The 21,674-nt window shown below is 43.2% G+C and carries 10 protein-coding genes; 4 read left to right on the top strand and 6 right to left on the bottom strand.

Annotation, left to right across the window (positions count from 1 at the left end):
* Positions 1-80 precede the first annotated feature (80 nt).
* Entirely contained in the window at positions 81-1,034 is a 954-nt protein-coding gene (locus tag ACFFGT_RS05175; protein WP_377021445.1) for an SEL1-like repeat protein, read from the bottom strand.
* 483 nt (positions 1,035-1,517) lie between these two features.
* On the opposite strand from ACFFGT_RS05175, the gene ACFFGT_RS05170 reads away from it, so the two are divergent.
* The 3 genes from ACFFGT_RS05170 to ACFFGT_RS05160 all read left to right on the top strand — a co-directional run bounded on the left by ACFFGT_RS05170 (position 1,518) and on the right by ACFFGT_RS05160 (position 6,398).
* Entirely contained in the window at positions 1,518-1,901 is a 384-nt protein-coding gene (locus ACFFGT_RS05170; protein ID WP_377021444.1) for a BlaI/MecI/CopY family transcriptional regulator, read from the top strand.
* A 22-nt stretch (positions 1,902-1,923) separates the two neighbouring features.
* Positions 1,924-3,843, top strand: a complete 1,920-nt coding sequence (locus tag ACFFGT_RS05165; protein WP_377021443.1) for a M56 family metallopeptidase — start codon at positions 1,924-1,926, stop codon at positions 3,841-3,843.
* 116 nt (positions 3,844-3,959) lie between these two features.
* On the top strand, positions 3,960-6,398 hold the full coding sequence (locus tag ACFFGT_RS05160; RefSeq protein ID WP_377021442.1) for an outer membrane beta-barrel protein: 2,439 nt from the start codon (positions 3,960-3,962) through the stop codon (positions 6,396-6,398).
* A gap of 123 nt (positions 6,399-6,521) precedes the next feature.
* Here ACFFGT_RS05160 and ACFFGT_RS05155 read toward each other — a convergent pair whose 3' ends face one another.
* The 5 genes from ACFFGT_RS05155 to ACFFGT_RS05135 form a co-directional block, all read right to left on the bottom strand.
* Entirely contained in the window at positions 6,522-7,649 is a 1,128-nt protein-coding gene (locus ACFFGT_RS05155; protein WP_377021441.1) for a zinc finger domain-containing protein, read from the bottom strand.
* Positions 7,650-7,681: 32 nt separating this feature from the next.
* Positions 7,682-8,797 carry an SPFH domain-containing protein gene (locus ACFFGT_RS05150; protein ID WP_377021440.1) on the bottom strand — a complete coding sequence of 372 codons (1,116 nt, stop codon included), beginning with the start codon at positions 8,795-8,797 and terminating at the stop codon, positions 7,682-7,684.
* Between the two features lie 194 nt (positions 8,798-8,991).
* Positions 8,992-10,863 (bottom strand): RagB/SusD family nutrient uptake outer membrane protein, encoded by a 1,872-nt coding sequence (locus tag ACFFGT_RS05145; RefSeq protein WP_377021439.1) that lies wholly within the window; start codon positions 10,861-10,863, stop codon positions 8,992-8,994.
* 15 nt (positions 10,864-10,878) lie between these two features.
* The gene (locus ACFFGT_RS05140; protein ID WP_377021438.1) at positions 10,879-14,046 is read right to left on the bottom strand and encodes a SusC/RagA family TonB-linked outer membrane protein; all 3,168 of its coding nucleotides are present in this window, start codon (positions 14,044-14,046) and stop codon (positions 10,879-10,881) included.
* Between the two features lie 981 nt (positions 14,047-15,027).
* Complete coding sequence (locus ACFFGT_RS05135; protein WP_377021437.1) at positions 15,028-16,920, bottom strand: 7TM diverse intracellular signaling domain-containing protein; 1,893 nt, start codon at positions 16,918-16,920, stop codon at positions 15,028-15,030.
* A 386-nt stretch (positions 16,921-17,306) separates the two neighbouring features.
* Between ACFFGT_RS05135 and ACFFGT_RS05130 the strand changes: the two genes are divergently transcribed.
* The gene (locus ACFFGT_RS05130; protein ID WP_377021436.1) at positions 17,307-21,353 is read left to right on the top strand and encodes a two-component regulator propeller domain-containing protein; all 4,047 of its coding nucleotides are present in this window, start codon (positions 17,307-17,309) and stop codon (positions 21,351-21,353) included.
* Positions 21,354-21,674 lie beyond the last annotated feature (321 nt).

Genomic DNA, 21,674 nt, shown 5'->3' with positions numbered 1-21,674 from the left:
TTATTTTGCTTAATTATCAAGATAAGTTGCAGACCTTCTGGCTATTTGATGCTTATTAGTGTTACACCCTGCTACAAACTTTAATTTTTTTGCTCTTCGTAATATTGATAAACGTTTGCAATTTTACCCCAATGGTTATTTTCAAGTTTATAAAAGCCAAACTCTAACTGGGTATAATTAGTTCTATACCTTTTCTGATCTAAATATAAAGCAATGGTCCCATTCCGAATAAAAATAGGTTTTGAAAATGTATAAACTATCGAGCACATATTTTTTTCATTTTCTGTTTGCAGATTTTCGGTGATGTTAAAAGTTGGTTGAATTTCCCTTTGTTCTAAACACTTTGAATATGGAAACATACCGGCTGCCCATCTATGGTTTTTCAATTGTTTAAGCTCTTTTATCAGATAGTTTTGCTCGTCTTTGGTAATGTCAAAAGTTTTTAAATTATCGTTGTTATAGAGAAAAGATATTTCAAATGTCCGGCTCTTACTAATTTTATTTAAAGCTGAGTCAATTACCGCCGGTTCAATTTGGGAAGTATAATACATAGTATCACATTCAAACTCCCTAAGTTTCCATCTGTAAACCCAGTCACGGTAAGGGTTCTCAATCAGGTTGTATTTATTTTCAGGGATCTTGGTTTTTTCAGACTCTTTTTCCGTCGATTTTATTTGCTTGTTGAGTTTATAGAATGCATCAAGATTTATTTTGTCGTATTTGCTTTTCTTGTCTTTCAAAATATTTTCTACTTCGCTCAATTCTTTTTCATTCAGATAGCTCCTGATCAAAATTCTTGTCGTTGTTGCATTGAAAGCCGGGTCATAAGCTCCGGCTATTTCTGCCCAAACCAATGCCTGTATTTTGAGTTTTTCATTTTCTATTCCCTTTTGAAAGTAATAAACGGAAAGTAAGCCCATTGCCCTGGGATTAAATTTTTCGGCAGCGCTAATCAGGTAATGTTCGGCTAATGAGTCGTTTTTTAATTCCGATTCGGGATTGAGATAACAAAAACCTGTTACATATTCGGCCATAGAATCGCCCGAATCAGCAAACGGCTTCAAAAGTTTAAAAGCTTTGGCATAGTCCTTAGCATCAAAAGCCTTTAATCCATTATCGTAAACTTCGTTTTGTCCAAACGCGAGAGATGAAGCAAGAAATAAAATAAATGTCAGGAAATAACGGCGCATCTGTGAGGCTTTAAATTGTGAATAAGGGATCAGGGCTTTATGTGTATCGGTAATAAATTTCCGGCAAGCATAATTACTGTGCCGAAGATAATCAGAATTTTTTGATAGCTTATTTTATAATGCACAGTTGTTTTTGAGAAAAGCTAAGACCTATTTAGATAAAAAACACAGTTATAGTTGATATTATCAATCACATGCAGCACCGGTTACGGTGTATAGCTTTGAATGCTTATATGCCGATTTGCTTTTTTTATCAACCTACGAAAAATTTCCTAACTAAAATTTGTTTCGTACGAAAAGTTTTCTACCTTTGTTTTGAAGATGGATATGAAAGCACAAAACAAGCCAATAGAGCCCACTAAATCCGAACTGGAAATACTGCAGGTGTTATGGGAAAAAGGCTCTTTAACTGTACGTTCGGTAAATGATGAACTGCTTAAGCAAAAGGAGGTGAACTACACGACAACCTTAAAGCTAATGCAGATCATGGCCGATAAGGGGATCCTGAAACGTGATGAAAGCCAGATGAAACATATCTACAGTGTAGTGGAGGAGGAGCAGCAAACCAAGGCCCACCTGTTAGATAAATTTGTGGATACCATGTATAAAGGTTCGGCCGGTAAACTGGTGATGCAGTTACTGGGGAATAAAAAAACATCGCAGGAGGAATTACAGGAGATCAAAGACCTGCTCAAAAAACTGGAAGAATAGTTAACAATAAAACTTAACCGCCATGGATATTACCATTGTAAAAGCAAACCCCGACTACCTGGTTAAAGCACTTTGCAGCACGCTTATCCATTCGTTATGGCAAGGCGTATTACTTGCTGCGCTGGCCGGTATAATTGTTGTTTGCACCCGGCAATCAAGCGCGGTACGCCGCTATAACCTGCTGATGGCAGGGCTGGCAATTTTTGCCTTTACGGTTGCTTTTACATTTGTACATGAGCTAAGGCAGGAAAAAGCAACCCTGCCGGTAATAACAGGCGGGCAGGTTGTCATTGCCGCAAATACAGCAGTAACAACGCAACCCGTTACCAAAACCAATGATTACCAGGTGGTATCACGCTTTTTAAATGATCATTCGGGCAGTATTGTTTTTGTGTGGTTTTTGGTGGTGATGGCGCGTGTATTACAATTGCTTACTGGTTTGCATAGTTTGTATTACCTGCGCAGGCGGCAGGTTTTGGCTGTGAGCGAGGCATGGGAAAACCGGGTAAAGCAACTGGCTTTGCAATTGGGCATTAAGCGGTTGGTGGGTATTGCCGAATCGGGAATGGCCAAAGTACCTATGGTAATAGGGCATTTAAAACCTTTGATCCTCATCCCCGCAGGGCTGATCACCGCAATGCCGCCATCAGCAATAGAAGCTATCCTGGTGCATGAGCTGGCCCACATTCGCCGCCGTGATTATATCATGAACCTGCTGGTAAGTATGATGGAGATCGTTTTTTTCTTTAACCCTGCCGTCCTTTGGATTGCTTCTTTGATCCGCGCCGAGCGCGAAAACTGCTGCGACGATATTGCCGTTACCCATACCGGCAGCAAGGTGAATTATATCAGGGCTTTGGTAGCCTGCCAGGAATATCAATTAACTGCCCCTGCTTACGCAATGGCTTTAACCGGCCGCAAAGACCATTTGATGGGGCGTGTAAAGCGGATGCTTTCTGATAATAACCAGTCGTTAAATGTGATGGAGCGGTCATTACTGGCTATTTGCCTGGCTATGGCAATACTGTTCACCGCCGCTTTTTCAAATTCGGACAAAATAGGTAAACTGGTTAACAAGGTAGCGCATGTAGGTAAAAGCCTGCCGGAGCTTCGCAAGCAATCCAACCCGCAATCTGTAAAAGTAGAACCAGCTAATAAAACAACAAAGACAGTTTTATCGCTCCCCAAAGACACTACCTTTAAAGCTAAACCGGATACTGCTAAATTCAGGATCTATCATCCGGATGAGGTGGGCGATCATACATCGATGGCATTGCTAAACGGCAACGTGCAAACCCGCCTGGTTAAGGTTGATGGCGTATTATACCAGGTGAATTTTCTGAATGAGCAGATCAACTCTTTACAGGTTAACGGCAAAACGGTACCGGCTAATGAATATTCAACTTATTTGCCGGTTATTGATCAGGCAATGCAACGCCCGGTGCCTGTTGCGACTGTTGCACAAACTGCCCGGGTTGCAAGGCAGCCCGATCCAATAACGCCTATAAAGCAACCGGGTGCAGGCCTTACACCAATGAAAACATCCTTAGGCAGTTTGAAAACAAATCCGGGAGGTATTCAGCTGTCATTAGGCACTTACAGTGACGGTGCAAAAGCTTATAATGCCTCGGCGGCTAAATATAACCCCGCCGACTCATACCCTGAAACCTATAAGGACTATTTCGACGATACCAATCGAAAGAAACTAACCGCAGAGCTCATCGCCGAAGGGATTATCCATAACAGCGACGAATTGGTTTCGTTTAAATTGAGTGATACGGAGTTTATTGTTAATGGTAAAAAAATGCCGGATGATATTTACCAGAAAATCAGAAAGACGTATGTAAAAGCCCCCGAAAAGGGCAAACAGGGAAGCTGGTCATGGACGTATAATTTCGATGTTCAAACAGACTCAACGCCGGCAGTACAACATCCACAATAATCATCAAACTAAATATTAACCGATAATTGATTGTGCTAAAAGCATAAACAGGATACCTATTGCATAAAATAAAAAAAGTAAGCAGATAATTAGCATTTAACCTTCAACCATACAATATGACGAAAATAAAAATTGCGGCTTTTTTGGCCGTCTGGATAACTATTGCCTCAACTTTTGCAAACGCACAAACTATGCTTAACCTTAGCGGTAAAGTTGTAGGTGCCGATAATAAACCTTTGGATGGCGCGGCTGTTTACCTGCTCAATGGCAAGGATTCTTCATTGATTAAAACAGCGCTTGCCGATGTTTCAGGCTTATACAGTTTCCGGGTAAAAGCTGGCATTTATAAACTATCAGTTAGTATGATGGGATACCAGGCATATAAATCAGGATTGCTGCAACTGGAGCAGGATAAAGTAATGGATCCGGTTATTTTACAAATCTCTGGGACTTCGCTTAAAGAGGTGAATGTAAGTGCCCAGCGGCCATTTGTACAGCAAAAGATCGACAGGACAATAATCAGTCCTGAGGCACTCATCAGCAATAGTGGCAGCACCGCGCTTGAAGTATTGGAAAAAGCGCCCGGGGTTATCGTTGATCAGAATGGTGCGATAAGTTTAAAAGGGAAGGGGGTAACCATTTTTATAGATGATAAACCTACCTACCTTTCAGGGGCCGATCTGGAAAGTTATCTCCGTTCTTTAACCTCAGCGGCTATAGATCAGATTGAACTAATGCCTAATCCGCCTGCTAAATATGATGCTGCCGGTAATGGCGGTGTGATCAACATCCGCACTAAAAAAAACAAGGTCAAAGGGTTTAACGGGAGCCTCAACCTCAGTTATACGCAGGGGCGCTATGCTAAAACCAATAATAGCCTCAATTTTAATTATCGCGACAACAAGGTTAACATCTTCGGTAATTTAAGCTACAATAACAACAACGGTTTCAACGACCTTGATATTAACCGCCACTTTGAAGATGTCAATGGTACGGTTACTTCCAATTTTATACAAAACTCGTTTGTGAGGCGAAAAGGGGATAACTACTTCGCTAAAATAGGTGCCGATTACTATATATCAGATAAAAGTACCCTCGGTATTAACTTAACCGGGATCTATAACCCGCATAGTACCATAACCCCGGTAACCAGCCAGTTTTCAAATGCGGCTAACCAGCCCGACTCCACCATAATTGCGCATAACCAGGAGCATGGTTTATTCAGGAATGGCGGCGCTAACCTTAATTATCGCCACCAATACGACAAAAGCGGTCATGAGTTTTCTGCCGATCTGGATTACCTTAACTATTACACTAATAATAACCAGCTGTTTAATAACAGCAGCTACCTGCCCGATGGTACAATGGTAAGCAGCGATTTATTGACGGGAATGCTGCCGGCGCACATCAATATTTATTCGGCAAAGGCCGACTATGATCATCCGTTGAAGAATGGGATAAAGCTATCGGCAGGATTAAAATCAAGCTACACCCATACCGATAATATTGCCGATTACTTTTACACCACCGCGGGAACTATGATGCCCGATTATGGTAAAACCAATCACTTCATCTACAAAGAAAATATCAATGCCGGCTATATTAATGCAACAAGGGATTATAAACAACTTTCCATCCAGGCCGGGCTTAGGGTAGAAAACACGATAACCAACGGGCATCAATTAGGGAATGTGCAGCGGCCGGATTCGTCCTTTAAACGCAATTACACTAACCTGTTCCCAACTGTTTACCTGCAATATAAACTGGATACCGGCAGCCGCAACCAGTTGAGCCTGAACTATGGACGCCGTATTGAACGCCCATACTACCAGGACCTCAACCCATTCCTTTCACCGCTTGATAAGTTTACCTATTATACCGGCAATCCTTTTTTGCGGCCCACGTTTACTGATAATTTTGAACTTTCACATACCTATAAAAACAGGTTTACAACAACTTTAAGCTACAGCAGATCGCATGATGATGTAGATGAAACCATCGAAATAGTTGACGGCATTTACTACAGTCGTCCCGGTAACATCGGCACTTATACTGTAAAAACGCTTTCTTTTGATGCTACCTTTGATCCCGCCAAATGGTTTAACTTTCACCTCTATGGGCGGGTATCCCAAATTCATTCGGTAAGCGATTTTTATACCGGATTGCTGGATACCAAAGGCACCTACTTCTTTTTCAGGCCGATCTTCACCTTTAAATTAGGCAACGACTGGACTACACAGCTTGATGGCGGTTACCAAAGCAAAATTACCAGTGCACAGTTTGTGCTGGGCAGCAGGGGCAAGGTAAACGCCGCTGTTTCCAAAAAGCTTTCGGCAAAGACAACGCTTAAGCTGGTTGTAAACGATATATTCTATACTTTTAAAAATACCGGTGTTATCACTCACCTTGCCCAAACCCGGGCCGATTGGCGTAACCTGAGCGATACCCGTACCGGAGTATTGTCGCTCAGTTACCGCTTCGGCAAAACCATATCCGGTCAGCGCCAGCATGATGCTAACGGGGCCGAAAGTGAGCAAAATAGGGTGAAGAATTAAGTTAATACTTGCAATTAATATAAGACAGCAAACACGTGCAGGCACTAAGAAAAACCTTTGCGGCTTAGCAAAGACTTACGAAGTTTCAAAAACTTCGTAAGTCTTCAGGTACGTTTTGTCAAGCTAAGCAGCATGCGCATTCTGAAATAAGATCACCCCAATTATTATCAAAACAATTAAAAGCAACACAGCGAGTATTATCTTCATAGCGCTTATCGGTCGCTGGCCTATAACTTCGCCGGTACTGGCATTAACTGTAAACTGATAGATCTTGTTATTATAGCTATAAGCGCTTACCCAAACCGGCAGCATCAGGTATTTTATCGCTTTATTCAGGTAGTCGGTATCGGTGCTGTCTATCCTTTGTTCGTCGCCGCCGATATCATCTCTTATGGCCGAGTTTATTGTTCCTGCGGTTTGTTCAACTGCTTTAACAAAGCCCTGTTCAGGGTTCAGCTGGTAAGTTTCGGAACGGAAGCCGCTCATGTAGCGTTCATCAAACTTAATCAGCATGTCAAAATTCCAGGGGCCAAGCTTATTGAGCGTTTTTTCGGGTAACGAATTACTGGCAGGAACCATCAGGTCCTGAAAATCACACTCCACTGTTCCTGACACGTACGACCAGCTGGTGTGCCTTACCTCCCGGGTCCTGGTTTCTTCCCGGCCATTAACTGTTTCGGTATAGGTTTCGGTGGTATAGTAGTAATCGCCTCGTTCGCCACTGTAATCGGTTACAGTATAGGTATCAAAAGTCCAGTGCGGTAGGTAAACACCTTTTAAGGCTGAGGAACTGTCACTTACCTTTTTAGCAAGATCACCTGGCGCCCACCAAAGGCTTTTAAGCCATTTTTTGAAAAAATCTACTCCCTGTTGTTGCGTAATGGCAAAAGGTAAAATATAATGAGGGGGCACGTATTGTTGGCCGCTTTCCAGATCTAACACCAAAGGAGCTGTACAAAAAGGGCATTTATCTGAGGTTACAAACTGATCAAGGATAGTTTGGGAGCCGCAGTTTTTGCAATTCACTACTTTAAGATCGGCGCTTTGTTTATTATTATCGATGCCGGCAACAAATTCCTCATAGTCATAAGGCAAAATGTCGCGACTGTCGGGAGCACTTTCAATAACATTGCTCACGCCGCAATAATCGCACAGCAAATTATGGGTGCCAGGATTAAAGTGCAGCAATGCGCCGCAGCCCGAACAGTTTAATGAATTGTTTATGGCCGATGGATTAACCTCGTTGTTCATTTCAGAAATATAGATTTAGGAATAATTGCAGATCAGGCTATCGGCGGAGGTACATTATTGAAAAATTCAGCTATCTCTTCAACCGATGAGGCGGCAGCCCATGCAGCCATCCCTTTTTTCCAAACCATACTTTCCCTGCTTAACACCCCGTTGCTGACCATGGCACTGATCTCATTGAGCGAGTGCGGCCCGTCAGACTTTCCGTCTTTTACAATGTGATATTGAACAGCCGGGAGGGGTGGCGGAGGTGGCGCATCTGCACCGGGAGTATTGGGGTTAAACTGGTTTTGTTGAAAGATATTGCCTACCTGGCCCATCATGGCAGCGCCAACCCCCAAGCCCATACCGGCAGCACCTAAATTACCGCCGATGGTGTTTTCGGCAGATTTTTCAATGGCATTGGCAGCCTGGAATTGTGCATAAGCACCAAGATTGCCCAATATGCCCATCTCGCTGCGTTTATCAAGCATCTGCTCAACTTCGGGCGGGAGGGAAATGTTTTCGACCAATAATTTGGTAAGGCTGAGGCCAAGTTCAGCAAAATCAGGCTGGATAGATTCGGTTATGAATTTGCCCATTTCGTTGTAGTTGGCTGCCAGGTCGAGCACGTTTATTTTTGATTCGGCAACGGCATCCATCCCGCGCGATACAACAGTATTACGCAGCTGCTCATTAATATCCTCAATAATAAAATCGGGATTGGTGGCAGCGATTTCTTTAATGAATGTTTGAGGGTCCTGAACTTTGAAATTGAACGAGCCAAATGCCCTTAACCGTACCGGCCCAAACTCGGCATCGCGGAGCATTACCGGGTTTTTTGTTCCCCATTTTTGATTGGTGAACTGGCGCAGGCTTACAAAATATACATCAACCTTAAAGGGGCTTTCAAAGCCGTATTTCCAGCTCATTAAAGTGGTTAACAATGGCATATTCTGAGTTTGCAGTTCATAGGTACCGGCAGTGAACACATCGGCAATGCGGCCCTCATTCATGAAAACGGCTGCCTGCGACTCACGTACAATGAGTTTAGCACCCATTTTTATGGCATTATCGTGGCGCGGAAATTTCCACACAAGTGTATTTTGGGTGGTATCAACCCACTCTATTACATCTATAAATTCGTTACGAAGGATATTGAACAGGCCCATATTTTTCGATATAAGGTTTAAATAATGATTAAATATGTGAAAAAAACAGAGATGTAAAAGTGCTTATCCGGATAATTATTTTCTCCTGTATGATGATTTTGTAGCATTTTATCATCCTCAACAATTTTCCGTAAAAAAACCGGGCACTAATCAATTGACTAATGCCCGGCTAAAATGTTACAGTTTGGTGTTAACTATTGTACCTTATCCAAAGGTGGTATATTGGTTTCAGAACCTGAATAACCCTTACTTTGGTTAATATGACCGTTCACATTCAGGTCGATCTCGCTTTGCGGGATAGGCCATAAAACGTGGTATGGCGAAATGGTAAAGTGGTTACCTGAGTTGGTTACAACGTTAGGGTTTTTGTAAAAGTCGTTCTTCTCCATGATCCTGTCATAAAAGAAGTTGCTTGTTGAAAAATTGGCCACGTTGTAGCTTTTGCCGTTGTAGGCCGGGATGCCTGTTTGAGCAAAGATGTAAGCTATCCTGGTAAGCTCGGTTTTGCGGGGCTCTTCCCAGTACAGTTCCCTTTGGCGTTCGTCAAGTATGGTGCCTATGTTTACGCTGCCTGCATCTGTTAACAGCTGCGCATTGGCACGTGCCCTTACTTTGTTGATATCATCCATAGCAAGCCCGGTTTGTCCTTTCCATACGTAAGCTTCGGCACGCAACAGGTAGGTTTCAGCTAAACGGAAAACATACCAGTCAGTATTGGTACCGCGCGGTGGGCTCCACCATTTATCAAGCGCAATAGGGCCTGAACCAATGAACACTTTGTAGTGCGGCCAGCCAAACCATGCACGGATGGTGTCTTTTGCGCCATTCAGGAAACGCTGATTAACGTTGGCAGCGGTATATTGCTCAAGGTGTTTACCATACCAGGCAGGATCGGATGTTTTAATAGCAGGGCTGTTATAAACAAGGTCGGTCATGTTCATCCAGTTTCCGGGAGCGTGCCTTAAGTCGGTGTTATCCGTCCAGATGTATTTGGTAGCATACGGGGTACCGCGTAAACGGCCAATGCCACGGCCATACCATAAGGTAAGCGGGAACTCTTCGGTAACTTTATCTGAAATGCCCGGTTTAAGCGCGCCCGGGGTAAGGATAGTGCCATTATGCCACATCGGCACACAGTTCCTCATCACCTGCGATCCGTTTGGCGTAGCGCCGTCAAGTGTTTCGCGGTCAAGCACTACATACAAAGCTTCGGCATTGGTTCCCAATGCCTTGTTTTCGGGGCGGTGAAGGTCCCAGATGATATTTTTTGAAGCATCGCCGGCAACAATACCAAAACGATTGGTCATGAGGTGATAAGGGCCATTGATAGCAATGTTAGCTGCTGCAATAGCATCATCAAATAAACCAAGGGCAAGGTCAACCTTAGCTAAAAGGTGTGCGGCACCGCCTTTTGAAATATCGCCTTTTGCGTTTGCATCAGTAAGGTTAGCCACAGCAAACTCCAGGTCGGTTTTCATTTGCTTAAGAATTACGATGCGTTGTGTGCTAAAGTAGCCTGTATTTACAACAGTTTCTTCTTTAAGCAACAATGGCACATCGCCAAACTCATGAACTAAGCGATAGTAGCGGTAAGCCCGGTGAAACAATGCAGAGGCTTTTACCAGGTTTTTATCGGCATCTGACGGCCATTTGATGTTATCGAGCCTTGATAAAATAACGTTACAGTCATGGATCCCCTGGTACCACGCGCTCCAGTAACGGCCTATCTTGTTATAATCGTCGCTGTTTAAGTTGGCGGTAGGGGTGATCCTTGCGTTAAGGTCCTGTGCCGGTGTGGTTTTATCGGTAGTACCCTCAACGGCAGCATCTGTAAATATCGATTCGGTAAGTAAAGGGGCCGAATCGCCAAAATACTCAAACCTAACGCTTACATTTAGCGTAGCCAAAGCGGCTTTAAATGCAGCCGGCGAAGTATAAGTTACGTCGGGCGTAAATTTTGAAGGCGCCTGCGGATACAGATCAGCCCGCTTGGTACAGCCTCCCGTTATAAATATGGTTGCCGCTGTTAAAGCTGCAGCCATGATGTTTTTGTTTATCTTGTTCATGTATAAATCCCTCCTTTAAAAAACTACGTTAAACCCGGCTGATAAATATCTTGGAGTAGGACCGCCATTTTGCGGGTCCCAAAGCGGCCAGCTTGAAAACACAGCGGCATTGCTTGCGTTCACGAATAATTTGGCACTTGATATGCCCAGGCGTTTGATGAGCTGCGGACTGAAAGTATAACCTATAGAAGCGGTTTGCAGCCTTACAAACGAAGCTTTACGCCAAACGTTGATGGTTGTACCTGATGAGCCTGAGTTTAAGCGGGCGTAATCATCTATCTGGTTATCCGGTGTCCAGTATGGTAACACGTATGAGTTCATGCGTGCAAAGCCTACGCTGCCGGGGTTGTTTAAGGCCTGGTTATATTGCCTTAACTGACCAATGCTTGATACCAGCAGGAACGATACATCGAAATGTTTAAGAATATTGAAATCGTTGCGTAACGACCAGCTGAAGCTTGGATTGGTTGAACCTAAAAATTGCTTATCATCGTTGGTGAACTTAAAGTCGCCGTTTACATCCTGCAATTTAAAATCACCTGGTTTAGCACCGTATTTAGCGGCCTGATCGGCCTCGCTTGTTTTCCAAACGCCCTGGATCCTGTAATCCCAAACGGCATTTATATCGTGACCAATGAACCAGCCGTTGCCTATATCGTCCTTTTCAACATTGGTGGTAACACCGTTGGCATCGGTAACCGGGAAAGCACCGTACAGGTGAACTATCTTGTTGCGGTTTAAGAAAAATGTACCGCTGGCATTCCAGTTAAAGTTTTCACTTTTCATGATCTTGCCATCCAGTGAAATTTCAAATCCTTTGTTGTTAACCTGGCCTATGTTGGTATACGGATTGGAGTTATTAGCGCCGCCCGGTAAATCGCCCGATGAGTTGTAGCCCTGAACGTCAAGAATACTGCGTTTAACAAGCAGGTCGGTGGTTTTACGGTCATAAACATCTATCGAACCGCTCAACCTGTTGTGCAGTATGGTGAAATCAAGCCCGATGTTTGGGCCTACAGTGCGTTCCCATTTTAACGCCGCGTTTTGTAAGGTACTTACATAAATACCGCTGTTGTTGGTAACTGTACCAGAGTTGTTTGCCGTTGGATATTTTATGCCGCCTAATACAGCCAATGATATAGACGGATCGGCAGTGGTTGTTGAGGTACGGTTACCGTTGGCACCGTAGCTAAAACGTAATTTACCATAATCCAGCCATTTAAAGGCATCGCCTTTCATAAAGCTTTCATCGCTGAAAACCCAGGCCACAGCGCCAGAAGGATATACTTCACGCGGATGCTCCAGACCGAAGGCTGAGAAACCGTCGCGGCGTACAGTGGCGGTAACAATATACCGGCCTAACAGGGTGTAGTTGATCCTGCCCATGATAGCATCAGCGTTATAAATGCGGTCGTCGCTGCTTTCAACAGGTAAAGTACCTGCGCCAATGTTGTGGTAACCCAAAATGTCGGTTGGGGTTAACTGTGTATTGGAGGCATTTGTATACCAGGTTGAATATTTTTCTTTGTTGAGCAGGAAGGTTGCATCAAAGCTATGGATACCAAAAGTTTTGTTCCAGCTTAATATGTTATCGAGGTTGTACCTGTAACGGTTTTCCTGCGTACGGATAGCAGTACCGCCCGAAAGTTCGTTAGGGTTAGCCACCGGGCGGAAGAAGAAGTTTCTGTACGATTCGATAGTTGGCGCATAATTTACCGTATACTTGATACCGAACGGAAGATCCAGACGCGCAAAAAGCACTGAGAACAGGGTGTTTTGAACAGCCACGTTTTGGTTATAACGAGCACCCAGGAAAGGGTTACGCTGGTTCAAACCGCTATCGTCAGTATCTATCCGGCGTAATGACCCGTCGGCATTGTAAACGTCGCCATAGGGCGATGAATTGATGATCTGTGTCCAGTCGGCTTCGGTACCATCAATAGCCTGGCCGCTTAATGGGGTGCTGGCTGCGCCTTCACCGCGGCTTGCAAACTGAGCATTTACACCAAGGGTTAAAAATTTAGCAGCTTTACCTTCCAGGTTTACACGGAAACGGCCATCGGTATACTGACCGCCCTGGATCAGGTTTTGATTTTTGGTGTAGTTGCCCGATACATAGTATTTAACCGTTTCTGAACTTCCCGAAAAGCTGCCGGTATAATCCTGGCGGAAACCATTGCGGAATATCAGTTTTGACCAGTCGGTAACTTTACCGGCCTGGTAGTTGGCAATTTCGTTCGGGAATAACCCTAAACGCTGCAACCAAATGGTGGTTGGATCGCCTTTGGCACCATTAAGGAATTGATCAAGTGTTACACCATCCGGCAACTTGTTGGGATTACTGTAGTAATAATAGGGGTTTGAAGTATTGGAACTGCGGGCCCCATCGGCACGCCAGTTAAGGAAGCCATCCCCCGTATAATATTTTTGATTTTGTAATAGTTGTGCAATACCAAAGTTGGCATTTAAGGTGATTTGAGTGCCACCTTTTTTACCCTTTTTGGTAGTGATAGCTACAACGCCACCCGCCGATTGTGCACCGTATACGGCAAGCGCACTTGGATCGCGCAGTACGTCAACCCGGTCGATATCGTTAGGGTTGATATCAGCCAGCTGGCCCGGATAAATAACCCCGTCTAAAACGATAACCGGCTGAACGTTGCCCGAAAGTGAGGCTTTACCCCTGATCTGCAGATCGCCTGTACCGCCGCCTTTAGCCGAGGTATTTAAAGCAACCGAAATGCCCGGGATGTTACCCCTGATAATGTCGGTAGCGCTGGCCGGGTGTTCGTTCTCCAATTTTTCGGCTTTGACACTGCTTATGGCGCCAGTAACATCTTTAACTGCTCGTGTACCGTAACCTATTACCACAACCTCCTCCAGTTGTTTGTTGGCATCGGCCAGTGTTACATCAATTGTTGTGCGGCCTTTAACCTGTTGCTCTTGTGTAGTAGAACCCACAAAACTGAATACAAGCGTTCCGCTGCTACTCACGGTAATTGAATAGCTGCCTTTCATATCCGTAACTGTTACGGCACCTGTTGATTTGTTTTTTACAGTGGCGCCAGGTATTGGCAGACCCTGGCTGTCTTTAACAATACCCTTCACGGCAATATCCTGTGCAAAGGACCGTGTTAGTATTGTAATAAGTAAAACAAAAATTAGCGTAATTTTTTTCTTCATAATTAATTGCTGTTTAGTTGGTTAAGCAGCCACGGCTGCCGGAATAGGCTATAGGCAAACCTGGTTTACACAATAGCAATGCAGGTAGTTACTGCTGTGCGGTATTTACTTCATATGGACAATTTGTTAGTTAAGCGTATTACTAATTGGTAATTGGTGGGGTAAATTTAACGTGGAATAAACCAATAATGCAATAGGTAAATTGTATGTAAGTTGTTGATTTTAAGATATTTAAATAGATTTTGATACGTTTTGATAACGATAAACTCAAACGTTGAAGTGGCGTATTTACAGCGGGTTACACCCGGTTCATTTTTGCAGCTGATACGCTTTGTGAACAAGAAAAAAAAGTGAAAATAATTTGAAAAATGACAATTGAGGCCGGTTAGAGGCGGTAAAAACCTGCTTTATTAGGCTGAAAACGAAGTTTTGAGGGTGAAAATAAGAGGGTGGGGCTTGGTTGAAGAGCCTGAGGGGACGTAAAGTTGAAATGACATTAATGTAGATGGCCTGTCATCCTGAGCCTGTCGAAGGACGCGCGCAGTGGCCCTACCCGCTATGCTTCGACGAGCTCAGCATGACCCGTTTTCCTGTCCCCTCAAGGTCTCTCGTAGATTTAAGTTAACCCACAAAATTGGGTGCAAATCACTTTTTCAATTGAATAAACTAATGTGAGTTGAACCCCTCCGGGGTTCTGGTAAGAAGGATGGCTGTATTTCTACAAACCTTTACCCCCTCTGGGGGATTTTTACAATTGGGAAAACAAATATTAATGGGATATACTCAAGGACAGGTGCACCAGAGGTGCAAAAGGTTTGTAGCATATCGAACCAATGATATTCTATTGCCCCAGAGGGGCAACACAACACATCATGCTAATAAAAACATGCACTTTTGTGGGTTAACTTAAACTCGTAGAGTACCCTGAGGGGAGTAAATGATGTAGAGACGCATCACATGCGTCTGTCTGATGCGGATTTATCACATCACCAGCACCGTCCAACCCTGCTGGTCATTCTTCTTTCGTGATTTTTTCTTTTCCTGCAGCACCTTTTTTATGCGGATAGCATACGTCCAGCAGGTGCTTTGCCTGATATCGAGCTTTTCAGAAAGCTGGTGCGACGAGATGGTGCCGTTGGTACTGTAAATAAGATAGGTAAGATAAAAAGCCTTGTTAATTGGGATGCGGCTGTTTTGAAATATGGTATTGTGCAGGGCCGATTCTTCATAGCTGCATTTGGTACAGCGGCGGCTGTGCGGCAGCCTTCCTGCACAATAGGTTGTATTTGAGCAGCGGGTACAAATAAAGCCATCCTTCCATTTTAAAGCCGACAGGAATTTAAAACAGGTTTCCTGGTCGGGATATTTGGCGCTGAATTCCTCATAACCCAGCTCAGTAGATAATGCACGCGACTCGGTAACCTTTTCGATATTTGTTTTCAGCTGAACGTTATCTTTCTCAAGCAAGACATTCATCCGCAATATTTCACCTGCCTGTTTTTCCAGTTGAAGGTTGACCAGCAACAGTTCCTTATTTTGATTTTCAATGATCTGGCTTTGCTGCCTTACCTCGTTTGATTTTTCAACCAGCTGATGCGTGCGGGCTTCAACCTGCCGTTCCAGCTCTTCGTTAATCGAGTCTTTCAGCTGGCTGTTCAGCTGCATCTGCCTTATGGTTTCTTCATTGGCCGCATCTTTTTCTTTTCGCAGGATGCGTACCTGGTCGCCTATGGCAAATGACAGCAGCACCATCTCAATAATAAAACAAAAGCTGAGACTGTAATAGCTTACCGGGGCGGGTAAAAAATAGGTATAGCCAAGCGCGCTAAGGGCTTTAACCATGAAGCCCACAAACAATACCGAGTAGGCCAGCACAAAGAAGCGGGCCGGTTTATAGCCGTTTTTATAAATATACACACCGGTGGCAAAAGCCAGCGATAACGGGATCACCTCAACAAACTTATATACAAACAACGATTTGTTGAAAATAAGGCAGTACAAAAAGTAAGTAGTACGCAACACCAGCACATAGTTAATGAGCCTGTTAAATTGTGGGGCCTTTGTTTTAACCTGCAACAGTTCCTTGCTGAATACCAGGGCGAAAATACTGGTAAAAAATAAGGCAATGCCGTTTCCGTAATGATTTAAACCCGGCGTTTCGGGCCATAGATACTGGAACGCTATGCCGTCGGCACTCATTTCATACAGACCTACGGCTAAAATGTAAAAAACGTAATAAAGGTATTGCCTCTTTTTAACCGCCAAAAACATGAGCAGGTTATGGAAACAAAAAATGAGGATCATGCCATAAAACAGGCCGTAGGTTAAATATTCATTAAGCGCGTAATGAATAAAGTAATTAATGGTACGGTAAACTATAATAACATTTACCGCATTGTGCGATTTTACCTTGAAATAATAAGTATGGTAGCCAGGCTGGGTATCACCGATCAAAAATTCGAAGTTTTTATGGTGAAAAAGCCGGCTGCTGAAATCGAGGTTGGCACCTGACTCACTTTGGGTATACCTGCCGGCTGTATCAGGCATATAAGCCGTTACCTCATCAGTTGTTTGATCAAAAAGCTCAATGATACTGTTGCCGCTTATAGGTTCGTTAAAATACATCCGCACCCGGAACCAATAGGTGGAGTTTTTATGGTGGTTGCTGGGATAGTATGAGCTGTTTTCGGTAAAGGAGGAGCCCATTTCCTGGATATCCTGGAAAGTTAGCTTCCCTGTGCTGTCTTGCAGGTATTTTACCTCGTTAAGGGTAAATTTATGTTGCTGAACACTTTTATCAATCCTGAGTATGTTTTGCGCGTGTAAAGTAAGCGCCCACAGGCACAAATAAGAGACAAATAAATACTTAACCAAGGCAGATAAATGTTTAATCAAATGTTTTTAATAAATAATATGGCCCTGTTATAATTATGCAACAAGCATTTAATGCGTAATTAAAGCCTTCCCCGCTTTTTTACGGCTGAGGCCGCAGTACAATAAATGTTTATTAAGAACCGGTTTATAATATTCCCAAATATAATTAATTGTTAATTATTTGTCGCCAATGACGGCGTTATTTTCTTCACCTCTTTTGATCCGGTGCGATGTGGTGTTTCTGTTTTTATGCTTTTGCAATATTGTTATTTCTGTTATGCTAAAACAGGATAAAATCTGCAAATGAAAGCCTGTTACATTTTGATACCTTTGAGGATAACCAGTTATTGATTTTCCGGCGGATGTTTCAGCGATTAAAGGTTTTTTTGCTTGTTTTTTTCTTATGCTCTTCCTTAGCAGCCCTGGCAAAAGGCCCTGGTTTTCCGGTTAGGTATCTGGGAATTGAAGATGGCCTTTCAAATAATGCCGTAACCTGTATAACGCAGGATAAATACGGCTTTATGTGGATGGGGACATATGACGGCCTTAATCGCTATGACGGCTACACATTTAAGGTTTTTAGGAATATCTGGGGCGATAAAAATTCGCTGGTTAACAACCACATTAAATCCATCAACGCCTGCGGCGGACGGATCTATGTGGGAACTGAAAAAGGCTTCATGTATTTTGACTATGCCGATTCCCGCTTTCATGCCCTTTATTGCTATAACGAAAAGCATCAGCCTATCAAAATCGGCTTTAACATTAATGAAACGGTGACCGACCGGTCGGGCAATATTTTCGTCACCAACGGCACATACGGGTTCCTGAAATTTGGGAAAACAGATTCCGTTGGCAAAGAGATTTTTTACGATATCAATAAACCAAGGTTTAATACGCTCGCCGCCCGGATCGATAAACAGGGCACCATATGGGTGCTGGTAAGCGGGGTTGGGCTTGGCAGGTACGATACAGCTACCGAAAAGATAAAAATAGTGGCTCCAGAGCTGGCAAATGCAGGCTGTATGACCATTGATGGAAAAGGTAAGGTAATTGCAGGATGGGGCAACGAGTTGTTTATGTACGATCCCCTTACCCTGAAAACATCAAAGCTTGATATAGGGCTTAATAAATTAACGAGTAACAATGTTTTCAGCCTGGCCACAACAAAAAACGGGGATATCTGGGTTACCACAAATGGCGGTGGTATCAAAGTGTGGAACAGGGCGACGGGCGACATTACCTATATTACTGCCGGCGAAACACCGAATAGCTTACGCAGCGGTGCTGTTGATGCTGTTTATGAAGATGGCGAATCCCGCATCTGGATAGCAACCCTGCGCGGCGGTGTAAACATTATCGATCGTAAGCCAACATCATTTCATTTGTTTGCACACGATGCTTTTAATAAAAACAGTGTTATCAATAATTTCATTCTGTCGTTTTGTGAAGATAAGCTGCATAACGTATGGGTTGGCACGGATGGCGGCGGGCTAAATTACTGGAATACCAAAACTAACACATTTACGGCTTATGTGCATCAAAATGCCCCGGGGAGTATCAGCAGCAACTTTGTTGTAAGTATTTTAAATGATTATACCAACAAAGTATGGGTAGCAACCTTTAACGGCGGTATTGATGCCTTTGATAATGTAACCGGCCGGTTTAAACATTACAGCTGCTACAACCCGGTAGATAAAAAGGAGGAACGGAACTTTTGGAAACTGTATGAAGATTCACAGCACCGCCTCTGGGCAGGCAGCACCTGGGGAGGCGCTTTGTTTTTGTACAACCGCACCAAAGATCAGTTTGAGCTTTTTGATAACAGCCTGGTAAATATTCATGCACTTTTTGAAGATCATACCGGCAATTTATGGGCCGGAAATTACACCAGTCTTATTAAAGTTGATGTTCGGCATAAAAAGCACCAGGTTTATTTTATCGGCCAGGCCATAAGGGCTATTACCGAAGATAATAAACATAACTTTTGGGTAGGTACCGAAGGCGGCGGCTTGCTTCAATATGATACCAATACCCATCAATATAAAAGATACACTGAATCGGCCGGGCTACCCAGTAATACGATACTGAATATACTGGTGGATAACAGCGGGAATTTATGGTGCAGTACTTACAACGGGCTTTCCAGTTTTAATGTAACAACAAAAAAGATCACTAATTACAATGGTTCCGACGGATTACAGAGCAACCAGTTTAATTATAATGCAGCGCTGAAGCTGGCATCCGGTAAAATGTTGTTCGGCGGGATAAAAGGGTTTAATCTTTTCTCGCCCGATAGCATTGCACCCTACGCACATCAGCCCAGGCTCATGCTTTCTGATTTTAAAATAAACAACATATCAATTGAGCATGATAATGGATATGCACAAAAGGCACCTTTGAACGAAATAAAAGAAGTAACCATCCCGTTTAGCCTGGCTACGCTGAACATCAGTTACACCGCGCTCGAATATTCATTTCCTGAAAAGATCTCCTATGCCTACTATCTTGAAGGCTGGGACCACGACTGGAACTATGTGGGTAAACTGAAATCGGCTTATTTTTCACGCCTTAATGAAGGCACTTATACACTAAAGATCAGGGCCACTAATACTGAGGGGCAATGGACAGCGCCGCCCATCGCCATTAAAATAATTGTGTTACCGCCATGGTACCGTACCTGGTGGGCCTTTTTGATTTACCTGTCAGTATTAATAGCCATAGGTTATGCATTTTACAGGTATAGGTTAAACCAGGCCCGGCTCAGGTTTAAAGTAAAACTGGCTAACCTGCAGGTAGAGAAAGAAAAGGAGCTCAACGAAAAGAAGCTTACTTTCTTTACCAATGTATCGCATGAATTCAGGACACCGCTAACGCTTATTATCAACCCTATAAAAGACCTGCTTAACCAAAGTAAGGGTAATACTGAAGAGTTGAGCACCATTTACCGTAATGCACGCCGTTTGCTGGGTTTGGTTGATCATTTATTGCTGTTCAGGAAAACCGAAAGTGAAAATGCCTTGCTAAAAGTGAGCAAGCTGAATTTTGTGAGTTTATGTAACGAGGTTTATTCCTGCTTTATCCAGCAGGCTAAAATTAAACACTTAAATTATAGCCTTGAGGGCGGGGATGAAAATATTGAAGTATACGGCGACCTGGAGAAGATAGAAATTGCCCTGTTTAACCTCATTTCAAACGCTATAAAATTTACGCCCGACCGCGGTACCATCCATATTAAAATTGAGCAGGACGATGTTCACGTGTATTTTAAGATAGTGGATAACGGCATAGGTATCAATGCCGAGGTGGGTGATAGGCTGTTTGACAAATTTTACCAGGCAAAGGATAAAAACTATTTCCGTAAGGGCTTTGGTATAGGCTTATACCTGGTTAAGGTTTTTATTGAAAGCCATAAAGGTAATATCAGCTACTCCAATAATCCGGATGGGGGTACTACTTTTGTGCTTGCGCTGCCAAAGGGCAAAGCCCATTTTGCGGGGGATGCCATAGTGGATGATGTTGTGCCTGATTACACCTATGTTAATGAGCTTATTGACGATGATAGCAAGGATGTTGTACCTGAAGAGGGAGAGTTAAGCGTGCTGGAACTGTTCAGTTCGGCCAGGCATACGCTTATCGTGATTGATGATAACGATCAGATCCGGTCGTACATCAAAAAGATTTTTACGCCGGGATATAATGTAATTGAAGCACAAAATGGTAACACCGGACTTGAACTTATAAAAAAACACATGCCCGATGTAATTATAAGCGATATTGTAATGGATGGTTTGAGCGGGCTTGATCTGTGCCGCATTATAAAGGATGATCAGGCCATAAGCCATATCCCTGTGATCCTGTTAACGGGTGATACAACGCCTGATATCATGCTGAAGAGTATCGAGGAAGGCGCTATTGATTTTTTACGTAAGCCTTTTGATAAAGAGTTGCTCATTGCCCGGGTAAAAAGCGTATTGCGCAATAAAACCGAGCTGCAAAATTATTTTTATAAGGAGGTTACCAAAAACAGTACCGGCCGCAGTATCTCGCAGGAAAACAAGGACTTCCTGAATAATTGTATTTCGGTGATTGAACATTATTTTACCGATGATCAGTTTGATGTATATGTGCTGGCTAAGGAGATCGGTATTAGCTATCCAACCTTGTTTAAACGCCTGAAAAGTATTACCGGGCAGTCTGTGAATAATTTTATCCGCTTTGTACGCCTGCGCAAAGCCGCCGAATTGCTCATCCAAACCAATTGTAATGTTAACGAAGCCGCGTTCCAGGTGGGCTTCAGCGATGTGAAATATTTTCGCGAACAATTCTTCAAACAATACGGAATTAATCCTTCCGAATTCATCAAAAAACACCGGGCCAGTTTTCAAATTTCCTACCGTATGAACGAGTTTGAAAAAAACTCTTCCAAATAAAGCTGCCTTTATCTGAGCGACAGATCATCGACATAAAAATACTCCGAAATAAAATAAACGTGATTTTAACACTTATTTTATCGCTCATTATGCAAAAACTATCAAAATGGGGTGTTTTTATATATTTTGACCCCTGCAATTTATAGTTTTACCCCTCTCTCGCAATGTCAAATTCCGCTTATTTCGTTTCAACCATCAGGCAGTAACAAATCTCAAAATTTTATTGCCGGCAAATTATAAACTAAAATCAATGCTATGAAAATTTCAAAAACGCACAATTGGATGGCTCCTGCTGTGGTGTTAAACCGCCCGGGATAAGCC

Source organism: Mucilaginibacter angelicae (genome assembly GCF_042434235.1).
Lineage (GTDB): Bacteria > Bacteroidota > Bacteroidia > Sphingobacteriales > Sphingobacteriaceae > Mucilaginibacter > Mucilaginibacter angelicae.
The sequence above is the reverse complement of the archived record's forward strand: the minus strand, read 5'-3'. Positions and strand labels throughout refer to the sequence as shown.